General features: G+C 59.0%; 26 protein-coding genes. 15 read left to right on the plus strand and 11 right to left on the minus strand.

The features are described from left to right. Window positions 1-26 precede the first annotated feature (26 nt). The 15 genes from EJ576_RS12835 (at window position 27) to EJ576_RS12905 (ending at window position 10,968) form a co-directional block, all read left to right on the plus strand. Window positions 27-968 carry a ribose-phosphate pyrophosphokinase gene (locus tag EJ576_RS12835; protein WP_003171603.1) on the plus strand — a complete coding sequence of 314 codons (942 nt, stop codon included), beginning with the start codon at window positions 27-29 and terminating at the stop codon, window positions 966-968. 137 nt (window positions 969-1,105) lie between these two features. Next, entirely contained in the window at window positions 1,106-1,702 is a 597-nt protein-coding gene (locus tag EJ576_RS12840) for a 50S ribosomal protein L25/general stress protein Ctc (protein WP_033896953.1), read from the plus strand. Window positions 1,703-1,869: 167 nt separating this feature from the next. After that, on the plus strand, window positions 1,870-2,454 hold the full coding sequence (pth, locus tag EJ576_RS12845) for an aminoacyl-tRNA hydrolase (RefSeq protein ID WP_028618746.1): 585 nt from the start codon (window positions 1,870-1,872) through the stop codon (window positions 2,452-2,454). A 21-nt stretch (window positions 2,455-2,475) separates the two neighbouring features. Further along, window positions 2,476-3,576 (plus strand): redox-regulated ATPase YchF, encoded by a 1,101-nt coding sequence (gene ychF / locus EJ576_RS12850; protein WP_122723659.1) that lies wholly within the window; start codon window positions 2,476-2,478, stop codon window positions 3,574-3,576. 316 nt (window positions 3,577-3,892) lie between these two features. Next, the gene (locus EJ576_RS12855; protein WP_126570465.1) at window positions 3,893-4,816 is read left to right on the plus strand and encodes a sigma 54-interacting transcriptional regulator; all 924 of its coding nucleotides are present in this window, start codon (window positions 3,893-3,895) and stop codon (window positions 4,814-4,816) included. Between the two features lie 162 nt (window positions 4,817-4,978). After that, on the plus strand, window positions 4,979-5,167 hold the full coding sequence (locus EJ576_RS12860) for a hypothetical protein (RefSeq protein WP_126570466.1): 189 nt from the start codon (window positions 4,979-4,981) through the stop codon (window positions 5,165-5,167). A gap of 101 nt (window positions 5,168-5,268) precedes the next feature. Beyond that, window positions 5,269-5,637, plus strand: coding sequence for a hypothetical protein (locus EJ576_RS30010; protein ID WP_256656601.1), 369 nt, complete (start codon window positions 5,269-5,271; stop codon window positions 5,635-5,637). Between the two features lie 6 nt (window positions 5,638-5,643). Continuing rightward, a complete protein-coding gene (sctJ, locus tag EJ576_RS12870; RefSeq protein ID WP_123478322.1) occupies window positions 5,644-6,441 on the plus strand; it encodes a type III secretion system inner membrane ring lipoprotein SctJ in 798 nt (265 codons plus the stop codon). Then, a complete protein-coding gene (locus EJ576_RS12875; protein ID WP_126570467.1) occupies window positions 6,438-6,995 on the plus strand; it encodes a type III secretion protein in 558 nt (185 codons plus the stop codon). The genes sctJ and EJ576_RS12875 overlap by 4 nt, the downstream gene beginning before the upstream one ends. After that, on the plus strand, window positions 6,932-7,612 hold the full coding sequence (gene sctL / locus EJ576_RS12880) for a type III secretion system stator protein SctL (protein WP_305956015.1): 681 nt from the start codon (window positions 6,932-6,934) through the stop codon (window positions 7,610-7,612). Before EJ576_RS12875 ends, sctL begins: the two co-directional genes overlap by 64 nt. Before the next feature lie 45 nt (window positions 7,613-7,657). Beyond that, window positions 7,658-7,876, plus strand: a complete 219-nt coding sequence (locus EJ576_RS12885; RefSeq protein ID WP_123478051.1) for a hypothetical protein — start codon at window positions 7,658-7,660, stop codon at window positions 7,874-7,876. Between the two features lies 1 nt (window position 7,877). Then, window positions 7,878-8,270 carry a type III secretion protein gene (locus EJ576_RS12890; RefSeq protein WP_256656602.1) on the plus strand — a complete coding sequence of 131 codons (393 nt, stop codon included), beginning with the start codon at window positions 7,878-7,880 and terminating at the stop codon, window positions 8,268-8,270. 12 nt (window positions 8,271-8,282) lie between these two features. Beyond that, complete coding sequence (gene sctC, locus EJ576_RS12895; protein WP_126570468.1) at window positions 8,283-10,418, plus strand: type III secretion system outer membrane ring subunit SctC; 2,136 nt, start codon at window positions 8,283-8,285, stop codon at window positions 10,416-10,418. Next, on the plus strand, window positions 10,415-10,618 hold the full coding sequence (gene hrpT, locus EJ576_RS12900) for an HrpT family type III secretion system protein (RefSeq protein ID WP_123478047.1): 204 nt from the start codon (window positions 10,415-10,417) through the stop codon (window positions 10,616-10,618). The genes sctC and hrpT overlap by 4 nt, the downstream gene beginning before the upstream one ends. Before the next feature lie 11 nt (window positions 10,619-10,629). Further along, window positions 10,630-10,968 (plus strand): transcriptional regulator, encoded by a 339-nt coding sequence (locus tag EJ576_RS12905; RefSeq protein ID WP_126570469.1) that lies wholly within the window; start codon window positions 10,630-10,632, stop codon window positions 10,966-10,968. Here the strand turns inward: EJ576_RS12905 and sctU are convergent, their stop codons facing one another. From sctU to sctW, 11 genes are read right to left on the minus strand one after another with little or no spacing between them, the layout of a single operon-like run. Continuing rightward, window positions 10,969-12,066: a type III secretion system export apparatus subunit SctU gene (sctU, locus tag EJ576_RS12910; protein ID WP_126570470.1), complete on the minus strand. Its 1,098-nt coding sequence runs from the start codon at window positions 12,064-12,066 to the stop codon at window positions 10,969-10,971. Further along, a complete protein-coding gene (gene sctT / locus EJ576_RS12915; protein WP_123478042.1) occupies window positions 12,063-12,851 on the minus strand; it encodes a type III secretion system export apparatus subunit SctT in 789 nt (262 codons plus the stop codon). Before sctT ends, sctU begins: the two co-directional genes overlap by 4 nt. Window positions 12,852-12,861: 10 nt before the next feature. After that, entirely contained in the window at window positions 12,862-13,125 is a 264-nt protein-coding gene (gene sctS / locus EJ576_RS12920; RefSeq protein ID WP_028618733.1) for a type III secretion system export apparatus subunit SctS, read from the minus strand. 7 nt (window positions 13,126-13,132) lie between these two features. Then, complete coding sequence (gene sctR, locus EJ576_RS12925) at window positions 13,133-13,786, minus strand: type III secretion system export apparatus subunit SctR (protein WP_126570471.1); 654 nt, start codon at window positions 13,784-13,786, stop codon at window positions 13,133-13,135. Next, entirely contained in the window at window positions 13,783-14,796 is a 1,014-nt protein-coding gene (locus EJ576_RS12930; RefSeq protein WP_126570472.1) for a FliM/FliN family flagellar motor switch protein, read from the minus strand. Before EJ576_RS12930 ends, sctR begins: the two co-directional genes overlap by 4 nt. Further along, window positions 14,793-15,251 carry a type III secretion system HrpP C-terminal domain-containing protein gene (locus tag EJ576_RS12935; protein ID WP_126570473.1) on the minus strand — a complete coding sequence of 153 codons (459 nt, stop codon included), beginning with the start codon at window positions 15,249-15,251 and terminating at the stop codon, window positions 14,793-14,795. The genes EJ576_RS12930 and EJ576_RS12935 overlap by 4 nt, the downstream gene beginning before the upstream one ends. Beyond that, on the minus strand, window positions 15,248-15,676 hold the full coding sequence (locus EJ576_RS12940; RefSeq protein ID WP_126570474.1) for a YscO family type III secretion system apparatus protein: 429 nt from the start codon (window positions 15,674-15,676) through the stop codon (window positions 15,248-15,250). Before EJ576_RS12940 ends, EJ576_RS12935 begins: the two co-directional genes overlap by 4 nt. Further along, window positions 15,663-17,021: a FliI/YscN family ATPase gene (locus tag EJ576_RS12945; protein ID WP_123478032.1), complete on the minus strand. Its 1,359-nt coding sequence runs from the start codon at window positions 17,019-17,021 to the stop codon at window positions 15,663-15,665. Before EJ576_RS12945 ends, EJ576_RS12940 begins: the two co-directional genes overlap by 14 nt. After that, window positions 17,018-17,923, minus strand: coding sequence for an FHA domain-containing protein (locus EJ576_RS12950; protein ID WP_126570475.1), 906 nt, complete (start codon window positions 17,921-17,923; stop codon window positions 17,018-17,020). The genes EJ576_RS12945 and EJ576_RS12950 overlap by 4 nt, the downstream gene beginning before the upstream one ends. 34 nt (window positions 17,924-17,957) lie before the next feature. Next, entirely contained in the window at window positions 17,958-20,051 is a 2,094-nt protein-coding gene (sctV, locus tag EJ576_RS12955; RefSeq protein WP_126570476.1) for a type III secretion system export apparatus subunit SctV, read from the minus strand. After that, a complete protein-coding gene (gene sctW, locus EJ576_RS12960) occupies window positions 20,048-21,112 on the minus strand; it encodes a type III secretion system gatekeeper subunit SctW (protein ID WP_122723657.1) in 1,065 nt (354 codons plus the stop codon). The genes sctV and sctW overlap by 4 nt, the downstream gene beginning before the upstream one ends. Between the last annotated feature and the right edge of the window lie 124 nt (window positions 21,113-21,236).

Here is a 21,236-nt window from a genome sequence, read left to right on the forward strand (position 1 = left end):
TTACCCTCAGCCTCTAGGTACTGCGCGTGTCCAAGATGATGGTCTTTACGGGGAATGCTAACCCCGATCTGGCTCGGCGTGTTGTACGTCAGCTGCATATCCCTCTCGGTGACATCTCTGTCGGTAAGTTCTCCGACGGCGAAATTACAGCCGAGATCAATGAAAACGTTCGCGGTAAAGACGTCTTCATTATTCAGCCGACTTGCGCTCCGACCAACGATAACCTGATGGAACTCGTCGTGATGGCTGATGCCTTCCGCCGCTCCTCAGCGACTCGAATCACAGCTGTAATCCCTTACTTTGGTTATGCCCGTCAGGATCGCCGTCCGCGTTCCGCACGTGTGGCTATCAGCGCGAAAGTCGTCGCTGACATGCTGACCGTGGTAGGTATCGACCGTGTTCTCACGGTTGACCTGCACGCTGACCAAATCCAGGGGTTCTTCGATATTCCGGTAGATAACATCTACGGCTCCCCCGTATTGGTGGATGACATCGAAGACCAGCGCTTTGAAAACCTGATGATCGTGTCCCCGGACATTGGTGGCGTCGTGCGTGCACGGGCTGTTGCCAAATCCCTGGGCGTGGACCTCGGGATCATCGACAAACGCCGTGAGAAAGCCAATCACTCTGAAGTGATGCATATCATCGGTGATGTCGAAGGGCGTACCTGTATTCTGGTTGATGACATGGTCGACACCGCCGGCACCCTGTGCCACGCGGCGAAAGCCTTGAAAGAGCACGGTGCGGCTAAAGTCTTCGCCTACTGCACACACCCTGTGCTGTCGGGCCGAGCGATCGAGAACATCGAGAATTCCGTGTTGGACGAACTGGTGGTGACGAACACCATCCCGTTGTCCGCCGCCGCTCAAGCCTGTGCACGTATCCGTCAACTGGATATCGCACCGGTCGTTGCCGAGGCGGTCCGCCGCATCAGCAATGAAGAATCGATCAGCGCGATGTTCCGCTAAGGGTCAAACCTTCGGCACATCTCACTGACGAAAAGCGCCCCGCCCCGACATTCTGTTGGGGCGGGGCTTTTTTGCCCATGTCGAGTACGGCGCTGGTCGCAAACGCCCCTCGATGATGGCTATTTTGGAGATACAAAATGACTGACTTTACTCTGAACGCTCAAGCGCGTACTGACCTGGGGAAAGGTGCGAGCCGCCGCCTGCGTCACGCCGCCAACATCCCAGCCGTTGTATACGGTGGTAACAAGCCTGCTGAATCCGTGACCATCCTGGCCAAGGAAATCGCCAAGCTGTTCGAAAACGAAGCTGCCTACAGCCACGTTATCGAGCTGAACGTCGACGGCGCCAAGCAGAACGTCATCGTTAAAGCGATGCAGCGTCACCCGTCCAAGCAGTTCATCATGCACGCTGACTTCGTTCGCGTTGTAGCTGGCCAGAAACTGACCGCCATCGTGCCTGTGCACTTTGTTGGTGAAGACGCTCCGGTCAAGAAAGGCGGCGAGATCTCGCACGTCCTGAACGAAATCGAAGTGACCTGCCTGCCGAAAGACCTGCCTGAGTTCATCGAAGTCGACCTGTCGGCTCTGGAAATCGGCGCTATCGTTCACCTGTCCGACCTCAAAGCCCCTAAAGGCGTTGAGTTTGTCGCACTGGCTCACGGTGATGACAAAGCTGTTGCCAACGTTCACGCTCCACGCGTTGCTCCAGAAGCTGAAGAAGGCGCTGCAGAGTAATTCACTCTGTATTGCCGGAGCTTGAGGAAACATCGCGGACCGGAACGTAGCGAGAAAGCGGGCGATAACGCGGCGTTTACTCTTGAGTAAATAGCTTCTGTCGTCCACTTTCGCCGCACACCGGTTGCGGCGATGTTATCCACAACTCCAAAGGAAGGGCCCCTGTCGTGACTGCCATTAAACTGATCGTTGGCCTGGGAAATCCAGGCGCCGAATACGAACAGACCCGGCATAACGCGGGGGCCCTTTTTGTTGAGCGCATCGCCCACGCCCAAGGTGTGAACCTGGTGGCCGATCGCAAATATTTTGGCCTGACCGGGCGCTTTTCGCACCTGGGTCAGGATGTTCGTCTGCTGATTCCCACCACCTACATGAACCGCAGCGGCCAGGCTGTCGCGGCACTTGCGGGCTTCTTCCGGATCAAACCCGAGGAAATCCTGGTGGCCCATGACGAACTGGACCTGCCACCCGGTGTTGCCAAGCTCAAGCTGGGCGGCGGGCATGGCGGGCACAACGGCCTGCGCGACATCATTGCGCAGTTGGGCAATCAGAATAATTTCTACCGTCTGCGGCTCGGCATTGGCCACCCAGGCGTTGCCAGTATGGTTTCAAATTTCGTCCTGGGTCGTGCGCCACGCGCCGAACAGGAAAAACTCGATGCCAGCATCGACTTTGCCCTCGGCGTGCTGCCGGATATCTTCGCCGGTGAATGGAACCGCGCGATGAAAAACCTGCACAGCCAGAAGGCCTGACTCTTACCGAGGGGAAACACCATGGGATTCAATTGCGGCATCGTCGGCCTGCCCAACGTCGGCAAATCCACCCTGTTCAACGCCCTGACCAAGTCCGGTATTGCGGCGGAGAACTTCCCCTTCTGCACCATCGAGCCCAACAGCGGTATCGTGCCGATGCCGGATCCACGCCTGGACGCCCTGGCGGCCATCGTCAATCCAAAACGCATCCTGCCGACCACCATGGAATTCGTCGACATCGCTGGCCTGGTTGCCGGCGCGTCGAAAGGTGAAGGCCTGGGCAACAAGTTCCTGGCCAACATCCGTGAAACCGATGCCATCGCCCACGTGGTCCGCTGCTTTGAAGACGAGAACGTGATTCACGTCTCCAACAGTGTCGACCCGAAACGCGACATCGAAATCATCGACCTGGAACTGATCTTCGCCGACCTCGACAGCTGCGAGAAGCAACTGCAGAAAGTCGCGCGCAACGCCAAGGGTGGCGACAAGGACGCCGTGGTCCAGAAAGGCCTGCTGGAGCAGTTGATCGCTCACTTCACCGAAGGCAAGCCGGCACGCAGCCTGATGAAGAACATGGGCGTCGATGAGAAGGCCGTGATCAAGGGCTTCCACCTGCTGACCACCAAGCCTGTGATGTACATCGCCAACGTCGCTGAAGACGGCTTCGAGAACAACCCACTGCTGGACGTGGTCAAGGCCATCGCTGACGAAGAAGGCGCCATCGTTGTTCCGGTGTGCAACAAGATCGAAGCGGAAATCGCCGAACTGGATGACGGCGAAGAAAAGGATATGTTCCTCGAGGCCCTCGGCCTGACAGAACCTGGCCTGAACCGCGTAATCCGCGCCGGCTACGAGATGCTCAACCTGCAGACCTACTTCACCGCCGGTGTTGAAGAAGTCCGCGCCTGGACCGTCAAGGTCGGTGCCACCGCACCACAGGCCGCCGGTGTGATCCACACTGACTTCGAAAAAGGCTTTATCCGCGCCGAAGTGATCGCCTACAACGACTTCATCCAGTTCAAGGGTGAAGCCGGTGCCAAGGAAGCGGGCAAATGGCGCCTGGAAGGCAAGGAATACATCGTTAAAGATGGCGACGTGATGCACTTCCGTTTCAACGTGTAATCGCTACTCGCGGTTTACGTCGATTATAAAAAGCCGATGCACTGCATCGGCTTTTTTGTGGGCGACGACTTTACGAATACTCTGACACAACAGATCAGTCTAAATATCAACGGTTTTCAGACTCGGCCTACTCTCCCCTGCACCGCTCTACTTAATACGTTTAGCGACCGAAAACTATCAAACTTATCCCACATGACTTCGGCAACTAATCACCCTAAGGACCGATGATAACTGTTATAAAATTCGCTCTATTGTGCAGAGCCTGCACGTTGTCTTTTCGACAGTGAAGCAAGAGCGAGTATGGAGTAATCATCCGATGTCGGCGCTTGACCACATGGAAAACGAAACAAGCACCTCACTCATTGAAGACGCTGACATTGAACATGTCTTGAGCAGCACTGCCCCCCTCAACGTTGACATCCTGTTGCTGGGAGAAACCGGCACCGGCAAAGATACCTTGGCACAACGCATTCATCGGCTATCAGGGCGACGGGGTAACCTGGTCGCGGTCAATTGCGCAGCCATTCCGGAGACCCTGGCGGAGAGTCAACTGTTTGGAGTCAACAGCGGCGCGTACACCGGCGCCGTGCAATCACGAGCAGGCTTCATCGAAGCCGCGCACCTGGGCACCTTGTACCTGGATGAAATCGACAGCTTGCCGCTCTCGCTCCAGGCCAAGCTGCTGCGAGTTCTGGAGGCTCGTGGCGTTGAGCGCTTGGGTTCGACCCGCTTCATTCCGGTGGATATGCGCGTTATAGCGTCTGCCCAGCAGTTGCTGCATAAAATGGTCGAGCGAGGGGCGTTCAGGCGCGATCTTTATTTCCGCCTGAATGTGGTCACCATCCAGCTCGCGCCCCTGCGTGAGCGCCGTGAACGCATTATCCCTTTATTCTTGAGCATGCTCAGGCAGGAGGCCGAGCGATTCAAACGCCCACCACCTTCACCGCCCTGCACGCTGCTGCTGCAACTGCTTGACTATTCCTGGCTGGGTAACGTGCGTGAATTGCGCTCGGCCGCCAAGCGCTGCGTACTGGGACTGCCACCGCTGTGTGGGCCGGCCATGCCGGATGAAGGGGTCGAGATAGGCCTCAAGGGCCGCCTTCAACAGATTGAAAAGACGCTGATTGAAGAGTCTCTGCTGCGGCACGAACACAATGTGGACCGTGTGGCAGTCGAGTTAGGCGTGGCCAAACGCACGCTTTACTACCGAATGAAACAACTTCATATTTCGTTGGATTAAACCCCAGGCAATCAACTAACAATTCGAAACATTTGCACGGAAAACTTCAGGAACGCCATCCACACCAACGGCCACATAGTTAGTGCCAGCAGCGATTCAAACATTATGAATCAAACTGGCAAACCCACTATCTTTATTGCAGGCATCCATGGAGAACACCCAATGACGATACCCTCTAACACCGGCTATACCCCTTATCCGGTAAACAATGGTTATGGCGCAGGCGCAGGCGCACCGAGTTTGGAAGAAACCGCCGAAGGATCTAAAGAAGACAACAAAAAGATCGCAGAGTTGTCTCGAGACGCCAGGTGGCAAGTCGGCTTGAAGGCTGTTGCTGACAGCTACCGTTAAGAATGGCCAGCTTCCCCGAGGCAATCAGTCGGGGAAGTTTTCTACACCGGCGACACTTACCCAGCGTCGCCCTCCTGAGCCCTTGATGCAAAAGGTCTGGCATGCAAATCAAAACCGTTTTTTCCGCAGAGCATGACGACACTGGCAGCGCACACAGATCAGTTGAATATTCACCCGCACCGTCTGCCGATATCCATCTCTTCACCTCAGCCCTGGCACAGCCAACCCCCCTGGCTGCCACCACGCATCGGGCTGAACGGAACAGCCTGCTGGCAGATGCGTCAGACGCGCTCGCCCACTCAACAGAACGCATGGGCAAAAGTTTGCGCGCCCTCAGTAAAAAAAATAACGAGCGTGCAATGCGGGACTACCCCAGCCACCTTTCCAACACCTTGCTGCTGACTCACATCCTGGTCAAGAGTGTCGGGAAAACCGCCCAAGGCCTCGATAAAATCAGCAATTTGCAGTAGATGGGCATGAAGTCCTTCCTCCCCGCTCTGCTGCTTTTATGGCTCGCCTTCTTGCTGAACGGTTGCAGTGAGCGCGTCGAACTTCACCGCCAATTATCCGAACAGGAAGCCAACGAGGTCATTGCCGAATTGGCTGACAAGCATATCCGCGCACAAAAAGTGCCGGCTAAAGACGGTGTTGTCGTGGTCGTCAATGCCATCGACATCGGTCGTGCCGTGCGTACGTTGGAGGCGGTCGGATTGCCCAAGATCGCACGTACCACATTGGGCGATACGTTTCGCAAGGACGGCGTCATTTCAACACCACTGGAGGAGCGGGCTCGGTACATCTATGCCCTGTCCCAGGAGCTTGAGGCGACCTTGTCGAACATTGACGGAGTCATCGTCGCCCGGGTGCATGTGGTGCTTCCAGAGCGCATCGCGCCGGGAGAACCGGTGCAACCGGCCTCTGCTTCGGTGTTCATCAAGCATGATCCGCGGCTAGACCCCGATAATATCCGTTCTCGGGTTCGCCGAATGGTTGCCAGCAGCATCCCGGGAATGTCCACGGCGGTGGATAACCCGCAAAAGCTCACGGTGGTCTTCGTGCCTTCAATCGCCTATCAAGAGCAACGGCAGCTGGCGTATTTTGGGCCGTTCTTGATACCCGCAAATGACCTCGGCTTTTGGCGCGCCAGCATGACCCTTACATTGGTTGCCATCGTGATGACGACGGCCGCGTTACTCTTCCTGCGCAACCGGCGACAGCGGGCAATCCAAGCGGCGGCCGGCTACTCAGATAATCCGCAAGCGACCAACCCGTGAGTGAACACCTGGGCTGGGCGCAATGGTGGGCGCGTCCTTGGAGGTCGGCACACGATGACTGGCGTACCCTCGGCGACCCAGTAATCAACGCGCTGTGCCTTATCGACGCCCCAGTGAACTGTACCGTCGAAGGGATTGCCCCCGGCCTGCCCCCTGCTCCTCACCCCACGCTGCTCAAGCTGGCCTTGGCGTCGGCCTCGGAACTCGATTTCGTGCTCGATCTGCTTGACAGCATTTGTAGGCCGCAAACCACCACCGCCTTGCAGGAGGATCATTACCTATGGTGCAAGCGAATTGCCAAGGCCCTGCCCCCGCAAACACTGTTACCTGCAGACGATCCGTTGCAGCTGCTGCGTGCATGGGTTGAGCCTCCCGTCTGGCAACGCCTCCGATTGCGCTTTTGCTTTGCGCGTGTGCTCGAACTGGAAAGAAGCCACCGCCCATACGCCGGCGATGCGAGTCGCCTGGATACCCTGTGGCAAGCCGTGGTGTGGCGCATGACAACACGCGCCAGCACTCGCTTGGTGCCTGCGCCCCACGCAATGGACAACTGAAGATGCTCTGCCGACGCAAAATCACGCTGCCGCCCGACGCCCATAGCCTGTCGCACGGGCTGATTCCCAGAGAGGTGCTCGCTGACTGCACCCAAGCCGAACACCTGTTAACCCGCGCCAAGGCTCAGGCTGGCGCGTTGCTCAACCGCGCACAACTCAGCCGCGAGGCGCTTTTGGAGCAGGCGGGCCAGGCGTTCTGGCAACGCGCCAACGCACAGCTGCATCGATGGGAAAACGAGCAAAAAGCATTGAGCGACAACCTGGAGCGGTACATCACAGGGGTCGTCAACCAGGCGATCAGGCACCTGCTTGACGAGACGCCGCAGCCACAACGCCTGGCAGCGCTGCTCAAGCAATTGCTGGCAAGCCAGGTACCGGAGGTGAATGCGCTCCTGTTGTGTCATCCACGGGAAATCGAGGCACTCAAACATTGCCTCAGCCGCCATGACGCCGCGCGTTGGAGACTTCAGCCAGACGACACCATCAGCACTCAAACCCTCGTTCTGAAAACCGACGAAGGCGACTTTCACATCAATTGGGCCTCCATGCTTGCCCCGTTTTCCAAAGAAGGTGATCAGGCTCCACTGGCTGGCCTGGCGCAATCAACTTGGAACTGAATAGCCAGCACTGACCACAGAGGTGAGGTCTATCAGGAGAGAATCATGGACTTCTATAACGGCTTCAAACGTGAGCTTCTGGGCCAAGTTAAGGCTGACACCCTGCGTTATAAAACCTTCGAACAGTCCCCTGCGGAGACCTCAGAGGACATGCTGATGTTTTACGAGAGCATGTTTAAAAGGCATCACTCCGATTGGGCGTTCAACGAGCACAGCCGGGTCAACCACATGCTGTTCAAAACCGCACTAGACGGTGTGCCATAAGTTGGAAGATCAACTTATTGACTGGTTGGGCGGCGACTCAGAACAGATGCTCGCCCTCGAGAACAACGATGAAATCATCCTGAAACGTCACGGCGACGCCGTGTTGATCTGCGTTCAACTGACGTCCTGTCGGCCGGATCACGCACCGTTGCACTGTTGGCTGCGACTGGGTGCGGTCAGCCTGAATCACTTTCAAGGCTCGCTTGCCCAAGCGCCTGACAGTGGCGCGCTCTGGTTGGTCCAATGCCTGCGCACAGACCCGCACGAGACGTCGTTGCTCAACAGCCTCGAAGCCCTGCTCAACCAACGCGACACGTGGCGCTCGACGTTCGCGCGCCTTGCCCTGCCGGCTCATCAATCCAAACCTACTTCGTTACGTTCGCTGTCGTATTAACCAGAGAACTCTATGTACAACAAGACCCACAGCTATAACCGCATGCCTACTGCCTTGCCCGGAACATCGTCAAGGCTTGCCCCCTGGCGTTGCCTGCTCACACTCCCCTGGTTGCTGATACCTGCGCAAAGCGTCCTGGCCGCCATTCCCCCGGAATGGAAAAACACCGCCTACGCCTATGAGGCCGAACACAAACCACTACGCGAAGTCCTCGAAGACTTCGCCCAGACCTTTGGCACGCAATTGCAAATCGAGGGCCTGCTGGAGGGGGACGTCAACGGCAAGATCCGCGCGAACACCCCACAGTCACTGCTGGACAGACTAGGTGTCGAACACCGTTTCCAGTGGTACCTCTACAACAACACGCTCTACATCAGCACGCTGGATCAGCAGGAGTCAGCACGCCTGGAGGTCTCATCAGAGACGATTTCCGACCTCAAGCAGGCGCTGACCGATATCGGACTGCTCGATAGCCGTTTCGGTTGGGGCGAGTTGCCCGAAGACGGGGTCGTACTCGTCTCCGGCCCCAAGCGCTATATCGAACAGATCAAGCAGTTCAGCAGCCAGCGCCGCTCACCGGATGAAAAACAGAGCGTGTTGAGTTACCCGTTGAAGTTTGCCAATGCGACGGACCGCCAGGTGGATTACCGCGGAGAAAAACTCAACATTCCCGGTGTCGCCAGCATTTTACGCGGGCTGCTGGAACCACGCTCTGCCTCTACGCTCACGGGGCTGAATCCACGCCCATCATCCCAACCCGCGCCTCTCACGCCCAATGTGCCGCGACTGGGCAACCCGCTGCTGGGCCAAATGCTCGGTACACAGGGCAACACCGGGCCAGTGGACGCAGCACCCGCGTTGACGCCGCGAGCACCGGTACCCGCCAGCCGGATCCGCGTCGAAGCCGATGTGCGCAATAACGCCGTGCTCATCTATGACCTGCCGGAACGCCAGGCGATGTACCGCGAACTGATCACCCAACTCGACGTTGCGCGAAAGTTGATCGAAATCGACGCGATCATTCTCGACATCGAGCGTACGCAATTGCGCGAATTCGGGGTGAACTGGGGTTTCCAGAACAGCCGCTTCCGAGGCGGCGTCAACATGGCACCCGGCACATCGTCGCAGTTGTCGATTGAAAACCGCGATCGTTTCTACGCCGATATCCGCGCGCTGGAAGAGAAGGGACTGGCAACCATGGTGTCGAACCCATCGGTGCTGACCCTGGAAAACCAACCGGCGGTGATCGATTTCAACCGCACCCAATACCTCACTCCCGGCAGCGAAAACGCAACCATTTTACCCGTCACCGTGGGCACCAGCTTTCAGGTCGTGCCCAGGGTCACCACCAGCCGCGGCGTTCACCAGATCCATTTGGCAGTGGACATTGAAGATGGCAATTTCGACGCGACCAACCCTGACCCCAACCACCTTGATGTACGCCGGGGCAAGGTCAGTACACAAGCCGTGATGGCGGAAAAGCGCTCGCTGGTGGTCGGCGGTTTCCATGTCACCGAAAGCACAGACAAACAAAGAAAGATTCCCCTGCTGGGAGATATTCCCCTGCTGGGCAAGGCGCTGTTTTCCTCGACGGAGCGCCAGAACAATCGACGTGAACGCCTGTTTATCCTCACACCCCGCGTTATCGGGGACCAGGACGACCCGTCTCGCTATTTGCCGCAGGCCGACCAGGCCGAGTTGCAAGCCGCCCTCACACCGCTGGCCAGGCGGATTTCACCGCACGAACCGGTGATCAAGCGCAGTGACATCATCAGCACCCTGGCACGTATGGTCAGCGGGGAAGTGCCCAAAGCGTTCAACTCGGCGCCGATGCCTCTGGGACTGAACAGCTTGTGCAGCACCCGTGACTTACTGGCGCTTAATACCGACCGCAGCCAGTGGTACGCAGGCCCGCATTACAACGTGGCGGTCGTGGTGTTGCGCAACCAGTTCAAGCGCAACGTACGTATCGACGAAAAAGAGTGCAGCAACTCGCAGACCCTGGCGGTCACCGTGTGGCCGCGCGCCTGGCTCAAGCCAGGCGAAGAAGCCGAGGTGTTTATCGCCATGCGTCCGGTGGTGAAGGACGAACACCTCAGTGTGCCCCGCCCCTCATTGATCACTCCAGCCCGGAAGGCCACGCCATGAAACACAGCTTGTTGTACGTCACCCTGATCTTCGCAGTCCTGCACCTCGCCGGTTGTACACCCACCTGCAAAGGTGATTCATGCTCACGCCCACAATCGACCCAGGGCAAGATGGTGATCTGGTGGCCGCCGCAGATGCGCGTCGAACCTGGGCCCGCCGGCGAGCGGCCGGATTACCAGACAGTGTCGCTGGAACGGTGAAGCTTCCAGGTATGCCCGATGATCAACGCCAGGCATTCCTGGACGACCTGGTGAGCGGCACCGCCGCTCACCTGTCCCTCGCGCCCGGTATCAAGGTAGGCGCACTGAACGCTGGAAATTGCCCGGGACTTGCCCTGCACGTCGCTCGCGAAGCGTTGCAGGCCGGGCAATTGCAGCGCGTGCTGGAGCGACGCTTTGAGCAAGCGTTGGCATTCGATGGCTGCTTTATTTACCTCGACGCCCAGAACACCCTGGTGATCTGGCACGCACTGCCGGCAACTGCCAGCACGCTCGACAGGATCCTCAGCCGGATGCTGTCGCTGGCCACGCTGCAAGCCTTGGACAGGTGATCAACGCCGCTCAAGCTCGGGCAGTTCCAGGGTTTCGCGCTTGGCCTCATCGTCGAGCTCGCGCAAGGTCCGGTAAATCAGCGCCACGGCCTGCAAGGTTTCACGAGGGATGCTGGCGCCCAGTTTTTTCGTGTAAAGCGTGCGCGCCAGCCATACACACTGGATCACCGGTACGTCGGCCGCCTTGGCACGGCGGATCAATGTGCGGGCTTCATCGTCCGTGCCTTTGCTCACCAACATCGGCAGCGGTGTCTTACCCGGTCGGTAATACAGCGCGACAGCAAAGTGCGTTGGGTTGACCACCAACATGTCGGACTCCTCCAACTTGGGCAGCTTGACCTTAGGTTCTTCCTGGGCCAACTGGTACGCCAACGAACGGCGCTGCCCCTTCACATGAGGGTCACCCTCCATGTCCTTGTACTCTTTGACGACCTCCACTTGAGTCATGCGCATGCGCTTGGCAAAAAAGTGCTTGGTCAGGGTCAAGTCGACAAGCGCCAGCACTAGCAGCATGCCAAGGCACACATGCAACAGATGACGGAACAGCGCGATCAACGCCACGATGTAGCTTTGCAGGTCACTGTTGGCCAGGTTGATCAGCGTGCCGATCGAGGGCCGGATCACCACATACAGGATCAAACCGATAAGGAATGCTTTCGCCACGCTCATCAACAGGTTCATCAACTGCTGCGCAGAAAACATCTGCTTGACCTGGCTCACGGGGTTGAGACGATTGAAATCCATCTTCAGGGCTTCCGGCGCAAACAGCAGCCCGAACTGCATCCAACTGCTGATCAGCTTGGTAGTAATCGCAACCCCGACCATCAACAGGGCGAAGGAGAAGAACACCCCCAGCCCGTCGAACAGCACCTCTTCCAGTGCGCGCGTGAAGGGCTGATTCAGACGTGACATCGGCAACAGCATCAATTGCTGGAAGCGTTGCAGACTGGTTTCGGCGGTGAACAAGGCGATTTCACTGATCGCCGTCAACGCCAGCAGTTTTGCGACATCCTGGCTCTGGGCGACCTGGCCTTTCTTGCGTTGGTCCCGCAGTTTCTTGGCGGACGCCGGGTGCTTTTTTTCGCCGGAATCACTCATGGCACCGCGACCTTGAACAAAACGCCCAATGAATGTTTAAGATCGCCCAGCAGGCTCATGCGCCCAACGATCAGATCCTCCAACAGCGCAAAGTACAACAGCAGAATGCCAATGCCCGCCAGGCTCTTGACCGGTGGCGCCAGGGTACTCACTTGTAACTGCTGGCTGTAGACCCCCAACAGTGCAATGCCGAACTCCAGCAACAACAACACCGCAATAAAGGGCGCGGCATAGAGCAGCATGTGGGTGAAGGTATCGCCAAGCAGGTCGACGAACACACCGATGCCATTCGCCGCAGGGAGCGGAAACCACAGGGTGGGCGGCCAGATCAGGTAACTGTCCCAGATCACTTGGGTCAACGTGCCCAACCCGAGACTGGTTATCAGCAGGAAAATCGCCAATTGCTTGAACAAGTGCCCGATTGGTGTCGCATCCGGCCCCAGTGAAGGGTTGAGTTGCCCACCTGCCAAGGCGCCGCGCTGGTTGTCCAACAGTGCCCCCACTGACTCGAACATCCAGAACGGCATTGCCAGAAGCACCCCCAGTAAGATACCCAGTGCCACCTCCTTGAGTACCAACGCAGCCAGCATTAGCGCGGAGTAATCCACGCCCGCCAATGCGGCATGAATACCCGGCGCGGGCATCAACGCCATGACCATCACCAGAGTGTGCCGCGGCATACCGCGTATGTGTTGAAAGCAGAACGCCGCCACCAGGATGCCGCAGGGGTAGATGCGTGCCATGCCGATCACCAGGCTGGGTAGGTATTCGAGATAGACCAACATGAGCAGGACCTCAGTTCAGCGCCGAGCGGCCGATCATTTCAAAGGTCAGGTTGATCAATTGGATCAACTCCACACCAATCCAACGGCCCGTCATGATCAGCGTGACGCCCACCGCCACCAACTTGATACCAAAGGGCAGTGTCTGGTCCTGTATCTGCATCAACGCCTGCACCAGGGACGTCAGCACCCCCACCACTACTGCCACGATCAACGGCGGCGCCGTCAGCAGCACCACCAGCAACATGCCCTGCTTGAACAGCACGATAGGTTCCATAGGGCACTCAGAGATAGGAAAGGAAAAGACTGTCGAGCAACCGCGACCAACCGGACACCATCACGAACAACAACAGCTTGAGCGGCAGGGAAATGGTCATCGGCGAAACCATTTGCATGCCCAGCGCCAACAACAAGTTGGAGACAATCAAGTCGATGACGATGAAGGGAATGTAGATCAGAAAGCCGATCTCAAACCCCGCCTGCAACTGCGATAAAACGAACGCCGGAATCAGCAGGATGAGGTCTTCGCGCTGTACCTCCTGAGCCATCTGCGCAGGCCATAAGCGCTTGGCATTCTCCAAAAGGTGTGTCAGTACATCCGGGTCAATGTTGCGCAGCATGAAGGCACGTAGGGGTTTGATGGCCTCATTTCCCGTCTGCAGAAGCGTTTGCACGCTGCTCAAGTCAAGGGGTGAAACCTTGATACTCTCCGCGATTTCATACCCTACCGGCGCCATGATAAACAGCGTGGCCGCCAACGCGATGCCATTGATGGCCATGCTGGGCGGCACCTGCTGCACGCCTATGGCGTTACGGGTGATCATCAACACAATCACAATTTTCAAGAACGCTGTGCAGACGATCAACAACATGGGCATCAATGACAATGCCGCCAGAAACACCGCGAGAACTAAGGGGTCCAGCCCTTGAAACATCATCCGCCGAACATCACGCGGGACAGCTGCAAGCCCAGGCGCCCGTCGATCTCAACCAACTGCCCCAGGCCGATCGGCCGGTCACCGTAATAGAGGCCAGCCATACCGGGAGCGTAACCAGCGATGCCCAATACGGCCCCGGGCGCGAGGCTGCGCAAATCGCCCAGGGTGAGGTTCAGCGTTCCGCAGCGTATGTTCAGTGCCATGCTCAACTCATCAAAGGGCTCATGGCCGAATACGTCCAATACCGGCTCATCTTCGTCATACCCCGAGTAGTGGGGAGGGGTAAATTCTTCATCCACGGATGTGCCCTCAATTGAAGTCAGTGTCAGACGTAACACGCCTGTGTCATCGTCAATGCGCCCATGCAGTCGCTGCCTGCCAACCTGTACATGGCCAGCGCCCTGGGCCTGGAAAAAACTCTGTTCCAATATCAGCACATCACCAACGCGCAGGCTGCGCGCTTGTGCAATCGGCAGTTGCAGGCGCCCAAGGGTCACGGCAATTGCCAGTTGAAACGACGCTGGCAACGGCGCGGCATTGCGGCGCCACGCTCCGGCATCACACAACGCGAGGAAGTTCACTGCCGTCAGCCACAGGTAGCCCATCGCCCGGGATGCCCCCAGCGTCACGCTGAGTCGGCAACCAAAACCCTTGGGGCGATCGACCTCCAGCAGTCGCACATGACCCAGCAGCGCTTGTACCTGCGGGCTTAGGTGGTGCTGGAACAACGCCCAGAACCAGGAGTCCGGATCGTTGCCCGCCTTGGCCAAGGTCACCGGACATTCACCCAGCAGACTGAGCAGGGGGCCCGCCTCGGCCAATGCCAGCACCCCGCGTGCCGTTTCAAAGCACAATGATTGCTCCCCATTGGGCGCACGACCCGGTTCGAGCGACAGCTCTCCACGCTGCCCCGCAACGTCGAACGACAGGCGCAAGCCGCGTCCGAGACGACGACGTGCAGCAACCACATCGCCACTGACCCGCGGCAACGGCACCGCCGGAATCATCATGCCGACCCGACAGAGGGAAGCAGCAGGCTGACCGTCTGCCCCAACGTTTGTGTAAACCGGTTTTCAAGCTCTTGCCGCACGCCATTGAGCCAGCGCGCCGTCTCATCCTCTTGCGCTTCAAGCTCGATGCTCCAGGCGCTCTGTTCACGGCGCACACTGGCGTTGATGCGCCCCAGGCGAGGCAGGTACAGCACCGCTTGAAGCGGCCACTGCGAAGCGGCCTGCATACGAGGTGCCAATTGCTCGGACAGCGCCTCGATCATCGCAGCACCGCCCGACGCCTTGGTTCCCGACAACTGAGTCCCGGCACCAGAACCTTCACCGTCATCAGCCCACAACTGGGAAAACAATCGCGTCAGCTCCGTGGGTACAACGCCTGCCATTCCCGGCTCTCGCTCTTCTCGCGCGTCACGCGGTCGGGGACGCTCGGCGGGTTTATCTGAAACCTGCGTCATGTCGGCTCCTGCGCCAGTAAAAGAGATAACTCCTTGAGTTTTTCCACCTGTCGCAGGCAGGCGGTGACCTGTTTCTGAGCCCTGCCGACGCAGGTCTGTTTTTCTTCCTGCTGGCCCTGCAAGGCTTCCAATTGCCCCATGCCCCGGCGAGTCGTGGCAGACAACGAGCGCTCCTGCGCGCCCCAGGACTTCAGCGCCTGCATGTTCAATACCTGCCCCTGGTGCTGGCTGAGCAACTGGGCGCTTCGCTCGGCTTCCTCGCGTCGGGTCTGCTCAAGCGCATCCTCGGCCTGACGGATATTGGCAAGCAGGGCCTGCTGGGCCCGCTTAGCCTCACGCAAGACGCGCTCGGCCCGGTCTGCCCGGTGCCGTCGCAGGCGTCGCAGCGTCTCGACTTCGCCAAGCAGCCCTTCAGAATGGGACATAGGCGGTCAGCTCCTTGAGTTGTTCCAGCGTCACAGCCATCGGCGCAGGCTCACGCAAGTCCTGGCGCAAGAAATTGTCCACAGCCTGGCGACTGTCCACGGCCAGATCGGTCAAGGCATCGCTACCGGGCTGGTACTCCCCCAGCTTGAGCATCAGTTCGATCTGCTGATACGCCGACAACAAGCGTCGCAACGCCGTACCCGCCTGGATGTCCGCAGGCTCGGCGACGTTGCTCAAAATCCGCGACAGACTTGCCAACACATCCACTGCGGGATAGTGACCACGCTCAGCCAACTTACGAGACAGCACGATGTGACCGTCGAGTAGCGAGCGGACTTCATCAGCCACCGGATCGTTCATGGAGTCCTGCTCGATCAGCACGGTGTAGATCGCCGTGATCACACCTTCACGGGTCAACCCGGCACGCTCCACAAGACGCGGTAGCAGGCTGTATACCGAAGGCGGCAGACCGCCGCGGCCAAGGGGTTCGCCGGCGGCAAGGCCGATTTCGCGCTGGGCCCTGGCGAACCGGGTCAGGGAGTCAATCAGCAGCAACACACGCAGCCCCTTGCGCCGATAACCTTCAGCCAGCGCCGTCGCCGTGAAGGCCGCTCGGGCTCGCTCCATACTGGATCGGTCGGATGTGGCGCACACCAGTACGGCCTTGGAACGCAGTTGCTCATCGAGCTCATGATCGAGGAACTCGCGCAGTTCCCTGCCCCGCTCGCCGATCAGACCGAACACGATGACATCGCACTCCACGTTACGGGCGATCTCGGCCAATAGGGTGGTCTTGCCGCAACCTGCTCCGGCGAACAGGCCCACGCGCTGACCTTCACCCAGCGTCAGCAGGCCGTCGATCGACCGCACGCCGGTGGCCAGCGCGCGGTTGATGCGCGGGCGCTCAGTGGGCAGCGGTGCCTCGCACAACACCGCACTGGTGTCCGGCAAATCAGCCTCGACAAACGCACCGGGGCCTTCTCCCGTGATCGGCCGCCCGAAACCATCCAGCACTTGGCCCAGCAATGCCTCGCTGACCTGCACCCGATGCGAGACGCCAAGGCGCTCGACGCCCGCGCCCACCTGCACACCCTCCAGGTTGCCCAAGGCGCTTAGCACCGCGTCCTGCTGATCAAAACCGATGATCTCGGCCAGCATGTAGTCGCCCGGCTTTTTCTCGACCCGGCACAAGTCACCGATACGCGCTTGGGGCAGCCGACACTGCAGCAACATGCCATTGACGCGCTGGATGCGCCCCCGCATCGTCACCGGCGCGAAGGTGGCCAGCGACTGGACTTGACGCTGCTGCCAGGCCTCCAGGCGTGCTTGCAATTGCGCACTCACCAGCGCACCTCATAGCGCTGTACGCCATCGAATACCACCTTGCTGTTATCAATCAGCACCAGGCGCAGGCCATCCACTTCATCCCCGACAAACAGTCGGCTGCCCTCCTCCAGGACCACGTGGCCATTGGGCCCGCCCACGATCTGCACGATCTTGAATGGCAACGCTCCATCGCGCGCGCGCACGCGGCTGATTACCGGTACCGCGCTGTCGAACTGCTCGCCAAAACGGCTGAGCATGCGTGCGACCAATTCAACCTCATCCTGCGAGACATCCCCACTGAGCGCGACCTGTCCATTGATCACCTGCAAACTGACGCGCTGGCTCAATTCACGTTCGCCGAGCATCTTCAACAGCTGCTGGCGGACCTCGAACGGCGAGGCCAGCTCGTGCTTTTTCACCACAGGCGGCATCAGGGATGCCTGGGCTTCAGGCTTCCCGGTGGACGCCATGCCCACCACAATGAAGATCACCGTCACCACCAGCACCAGCGTGATCAGACGCTTCTGCTGAGCGTGCGAGATCGCCGATAACTTGAGCACCGGCACCGGTACCGGCTCACTGCCCCGTGCCGACACGGCCGGTGCAGGGCCTGGAGACTGGGGCCAAGGTTCATCGGCAAAGGTGACGCACAGCCGCACGTTCGCCACCGAAAACGTGACGTTCAGCGCCAGGTGCGCAATCTGTGCCAGCACCTGACCATCAACATTCTGCAGCAACCCGGCCTCAGCCTGCACCGACCAGTTCGAGTCCATGAGCCGCAGCCGGGCATGCTGCTCAGCGATGCCAGGGTCGTTCAGCACCAAGTCAGCATCGGCGTGGGCACCGATGCTCCACTGCTCCCCGAACAAGGGCAGCGCAGCCCCCTGATGTCGCCCATCAAGCACTCGCAATTCGAACATCAGTGAGCCCTCCGGGATGGACATAGCCAAGTCTTCATGCCACCGCACCGCGCATCAATTCGTCCTGGCCCAGGTCGAAGCGCCCCAGCACCTTGACCTTGGAGGCGCTGCCCAGCTCAGCAAAAGACAGCACCGGCACGTGGTTGAATTCTTCCAGCAACAGCGCGCGCAGCGGGCTGCGCAAGTCCTGTGCGACCAGCATCACGCTCTTGAGCTTGGGCCGTACGGGAAAGGCTTGATTGAGCAGGCTGACCAACGCTGCGCTGTGTTCGTCATCAAGGGCGAAGAACACCCCGGTCTGGGTCTGGCGCAGCGCCTCACGCAGGATGTTTTCAGTCTGCGGCGACAGCAGCCAGGCATGCAGGCCGTCGGCTTCGCTGCACTGATGGTAAATCTGCGCCTTGAGCGCAATACGCGCGTAGTCGGCCAGCGCGTCTGGCTCACGTTCATGCTGTCCATACTCGATCAGCGACTCGACAATCAGCCGTACGGCGCGCAACGGCACACCCTCGCTGGCCAGGCGTTGCAGTACCGCCGAAAACCGCGACAGCGGCATGATCCGCTGTAGCTCCTGGACCAGTTCCGGTTGGTTGTGCTCCAGCCAACTGAGGATCGACTTGCTCTCCTGGATCCCCAGGAACTGCGGCCCGCTGAGCATCATTGCCTGCTTCATCCGCTCGACGATCAGGCTCGCTGAGGTGAAGCGCTCCAACTGCGGATCATCCAGCAGCGGATCATCCGGCGCCAGCCAGAGCCAATCCTGTTCATCGCGCTCTGCCAGCCCCGGAATGGCGTGCGCAGGCTCAACCGTCAGCGCTTTACGCTCAACCGCCACATGGCTGACAACCGATGCCTTGACCATCGGTACTTCGTGGACACAGAAGCGCATTTCGTCGTCGGCGAGCGAATCATCGAGTTCCACTTCGAAAGGAGGCAGCGTCAGGCCGATATTGGCCACCATTGCATTTCGGGCCTGGCGAATCGAGTGAACAAGATCAGTCACCTCCGGCGTGCCCCGTAACACCGGGGAGAATTGCAACAGGTAGGGTCTCGACGGATCAAACCCACGCAAGTCCTCACGGCCGTTCTCTTCGGGGCGCACCGCTTCAGTGGTTTCAGCTTCGGGTTGCTCCCGCCGTTGACGCTGGCGCATCAGGTAGTACCCCAGGCTGCCGGTTACCAGTGCGATCAGGAAAAACACCAACGTGGGCATGCCGGGCACCGCCGCAAAGGCGAGCATTCCCACCGAGGCGATCATCCAACTCTTGGGTTCGCTGGTCATTTGCCGGGCAATTTCAGCGCCCATGTTGCTGGCGCCCTTGCGTCCGTCCGGCGCTACACGGGTGATGATCATGCCGGCGGTGAGGGAGATCAGCAGCGCCGGGATCTGTGCGATCAGGCCGTCGCCGATGGTCAATACCGAGTACAACGTAATGGACTCGGAAGCGCTCAAGCCGTGCTGAAACATGCCGGTGGAAAAACCACCTAGCAAGTTCACCACAACAATGATCAAGCCCGCGACAGCATCACCTTTGACGAACTTCATCGCGCCATCCATGGCGCCGAACAACTGACTCTCACGGGACAACTGCTCCCGTTTGTCCCGCGCTTGCATGCCGTCAATCAAGCCGGCCCGCAAGTCGCTGTCGATGGACATCTGCTTGCCGGGCATCGCGTCCAGGCTGAAACGCGCCGCCACTTCGGCCACCCGCTCCGAACCCTTGGTGATCACCAGGAAGTTGACTAAGGTCAGGATCAGGAAGATCACCATCCCCACGGCGAGGTTACCGCCAACCACAAAATTACCAAAGGCCTCGACGATATGACCGGCGTCCTGCTCCAGCAAAATCAAGCGCGTCGTGGCAATCGACAGAGACAGGCGGAACATGGTGGTCAGCAGAAGGATTGACGGAAACGATGAAAACGCCAGGGGGCCCGGCAGGTACAGCGCCAGCACGATCAACAGGCATGAGATGCAGATGTTGAGCGCGATCAGGATGTCCACCAACCAGGTAGGCAGCGGCACGATAAAGATGAAGACGATGGCCATCACCACCACGGCGCCCAGTACTTCTGCGCGTTGCGCGACCTTAAGCAAAAAGCCGTTGATGGCCGAAAGTGCAGTCACGCCATGATCCCCAGCTCACCCGGAAAACGCGCAGGGCCACGCGTCATCCGATCCAGCTCCCCAATCACCGTCAGGAAACCACGCAGGGTTTCTTCGCGTACTCGACCGTCGAGCCATATCGCCAGAGGCAATTGCTGGACCAGGGGATAAAGCGCATTGAGGGCCAACAATTGCTGGACGTTCGAACTACCTGACAAGTCGCTTCCAAGCCGCAAGATTTCAGCAGCAGCGATACCTGCGCCTGCGTAACCCAGCAGGCGTTGCAACAGGCTCACTGCATCATGATCGATACCCAGGCGTTGGAGCAGGGCATTGCAACCGGAGAACACGCCGCTCAACTGTCCGCAGCTTTGCAGGCCTTGCAACAGGGAACGCAACAGCGGCGTAGGGAGTGAGGACACCTTGGCCGCGATGTCATCCGCCAGAGCCTTGCGCATCATATTGAGCCCGTCGGCAAGCCGTTCGCCGCCATACACCCCCAACAGCGCCTGCATCATCGTCGCCAACGATTGGCGTGTGACCACACTGGCGTAGTAGAGCGCACGCAGCGCCTGGCGCTCCTGTGGATCTGCACTGCCCGCCTGCAGCGCCAAGGCAATGTTCAGGCCTGCCTGGATCTGCCCTTTGAAGCGGACCTCCAACTTGGCGATGGCATCACGGGCCAACGCTGCTTCCGATGAGCGCACTTCAGCGTCTGCCTGGGTTGCCACATATTTAAGTACCACGAATGCACGCGCGGGGTCCCCGCCAGCCAGCTCCAGCAATTTGTCGACATGGGGATGCTGCAGCAATTGCAAGCGGATGCGGCGCGAAAGGCTCGCAAGGCTCGCCTGGGCAGGGTGCCCCAACTGATCATAAATTTGCGCAAGCTGTTCGACCGGAGGCACGCGCACGCTCATCTTCCGCTGACTCAAGGGCTGGCTGTTGTTTTGCACTTCCAGGCTGAACAGGTGAGCGAGCTCATCCAAGCCGGGAACTGGCGCCGGCGTGGATGCCTGGCTGACAGCAGGTTTATCCAACTGCTGGACCGTTTGCACATCCGGGGAAGATTCGACTTTCATGGACAGACCTGAACAAGAAGAGTGTTTCCCTGTGTGGCAAGGCCAGCTCAAACGGTTCCATCAAGTCGAATGTCACGAAAAATTTGAAAAGACTTGCACGCACCTCAACGGCTCTATGCAAGGT

It is taken from the genome of Pseudomonas sp. C 49-2, assembly GCF_003970195.1.
Classification (GTDB): domain Bacteria; phylum Pseudomonadota; class Gammaproteobacteria; order Pseudomonadales; family Pseudomonadaceae; genus Aquipseudomonas; species Aquipseudomonas canadensis.

What these genes read in the sequence shown, in the direction of transcription:
- sctW (WP_122723657.1), bottom strand. Translation starts at nt 21,112, where the DNA reads ATGAAAGTCGAATCTTCCCCGGATGTGCAAACGGTCCAGCAGTTGGAT.
- sctR (WP_126570471.1), bottom strand. Translation starts at nt 13,786, where the DNA reads ATGATGTTTCAAGGGCTGGACCCCTTAGTTCTCGCGGTGTTTCTGGCG.
- EJ576_RS12930 (WP_126570472.1), bottom strand. Translation starts at nt 14,796, where the DNA reads ATGATGATTCCGGCGGTGCCGTTGCCGCGGGTCAGTGGCGATGTGGTT.
- sctJ (WP_123478322.1), top strand. Translation starts at nt 5,644, where the DNA reads ATGAAGTCCTTCCTCCCCGCTCTGCTGCTTTTATGGCTCGCCTTCTTG.
- ychF (WP_122723659.1), top strand. Translation starts at nt 2,476, where the DNA reads ATGGGATTCAATTGCGGCATCGTCGGCCTGCCCAACGTCGGCAAATCC.
- EJ576_RS12840 (WP_033896953.1), top strand. Translation starts at nt 1,106, where the DNA reads ATGACTGACTTTACTCTGAACGCTCAAGCGCGTACTGACCTGGGGAAA.
- EJ576_RS12935 (WP_126570473.1), bottom strand. Translation starts at nt 15,251, where the DNA reads ATGACGCAGGTTTCAGATAAACCCGCCGAGCGTCCCCGACCGCGTGAC.
- EJ576_RS12905 (WP_126570469.1), top strand. Translation starts at nt 10,630, where the DNA reads ATGCCCGATGATCAACGCCAGGCATTCCTGGACGACCTGGTGAGCGGC.
- EJ576_RS12860 (WP_126570466.1), top strand. Translation starts at nt 4,979, where the DNA reads ATGACGATACCCTCTAACACCGGCTATACCCCTTATCCGGTAAACAAT.
- EJ576_RS12940 (WP_126570474.1), bottom strand. Translation starts at nt 15,676, where the DNA reads ATGTCCCATTCTGAAGGGCTGCTTGGCGAAGTCGAGACGCTGCGACGC.
- EJ576_RS12885 (WP_123478051.1), top strand. Translation starts at nt 7,658, where the DNA reads ATGGACTTCTATAACGGCTTCAAACGTGAGCTTCTGGGCCAAGTTAAG.
- EJ576_RS12855 (WP_126570465.1), top strand. Translation starts at nt 3,893, where the DNA reads ATGTCGGCGCTTGACCACATGGAAAACGAAACAAGCACCTCACTCATT.
- sctT (WP_123478042.1), bottom strand. Translation starts at nt 12,851, where the DNA reads ATGTTGGTCTATCTCGAATACCTACCCAGCCTGGTGATCGGCATGGCA.
- sctS (WP_028618733.1), bottom strand. Translation starts at nt 13,125, where the DNA reads ATGGAACCTATCGTGCTGTTCAAGCAGGGCATGTTGCTGGTGGTGCTG.
- sctC (WP_126570468.1), top strand. Translation starts at nt 8,283, where the DNA reads ATGTACAACAAGACCCACAGCTATAACCGCATGCCTACTGCCTTGCCC.
- hrpT (WP_123478047.1), top strand. Translation starts at nt 10,415, where the DNA reads ATGAAACACAGCTTGTTGTACGTCACCCTGATCTTCGCAGTCCTGCAC.
- sctU (WP_126570470.1), bottom strand. Translation starts at nt 12,066, where the DNA reads ATGAGTGATTCCGGCGAAAAAAAGCACCCGGCGTCCGCCAAGAAACTG.
- EJ576_RS12950 (WP_126570475.1), bottom strand. Translation starts at nt 17,923, where the DNA reads ATGTTCGAATTGCGAGTGCTTGATGGGCGACATCAGGGGGCTGCGCTG.
- EJ576_RS30010 (WP_256656601.1), top strand. Translation starts at nt 5,269, where the DNA reads ATGCAAATCAAAACCGTTTTTTCCGCAGAGCATGACGACACTGGCAGC.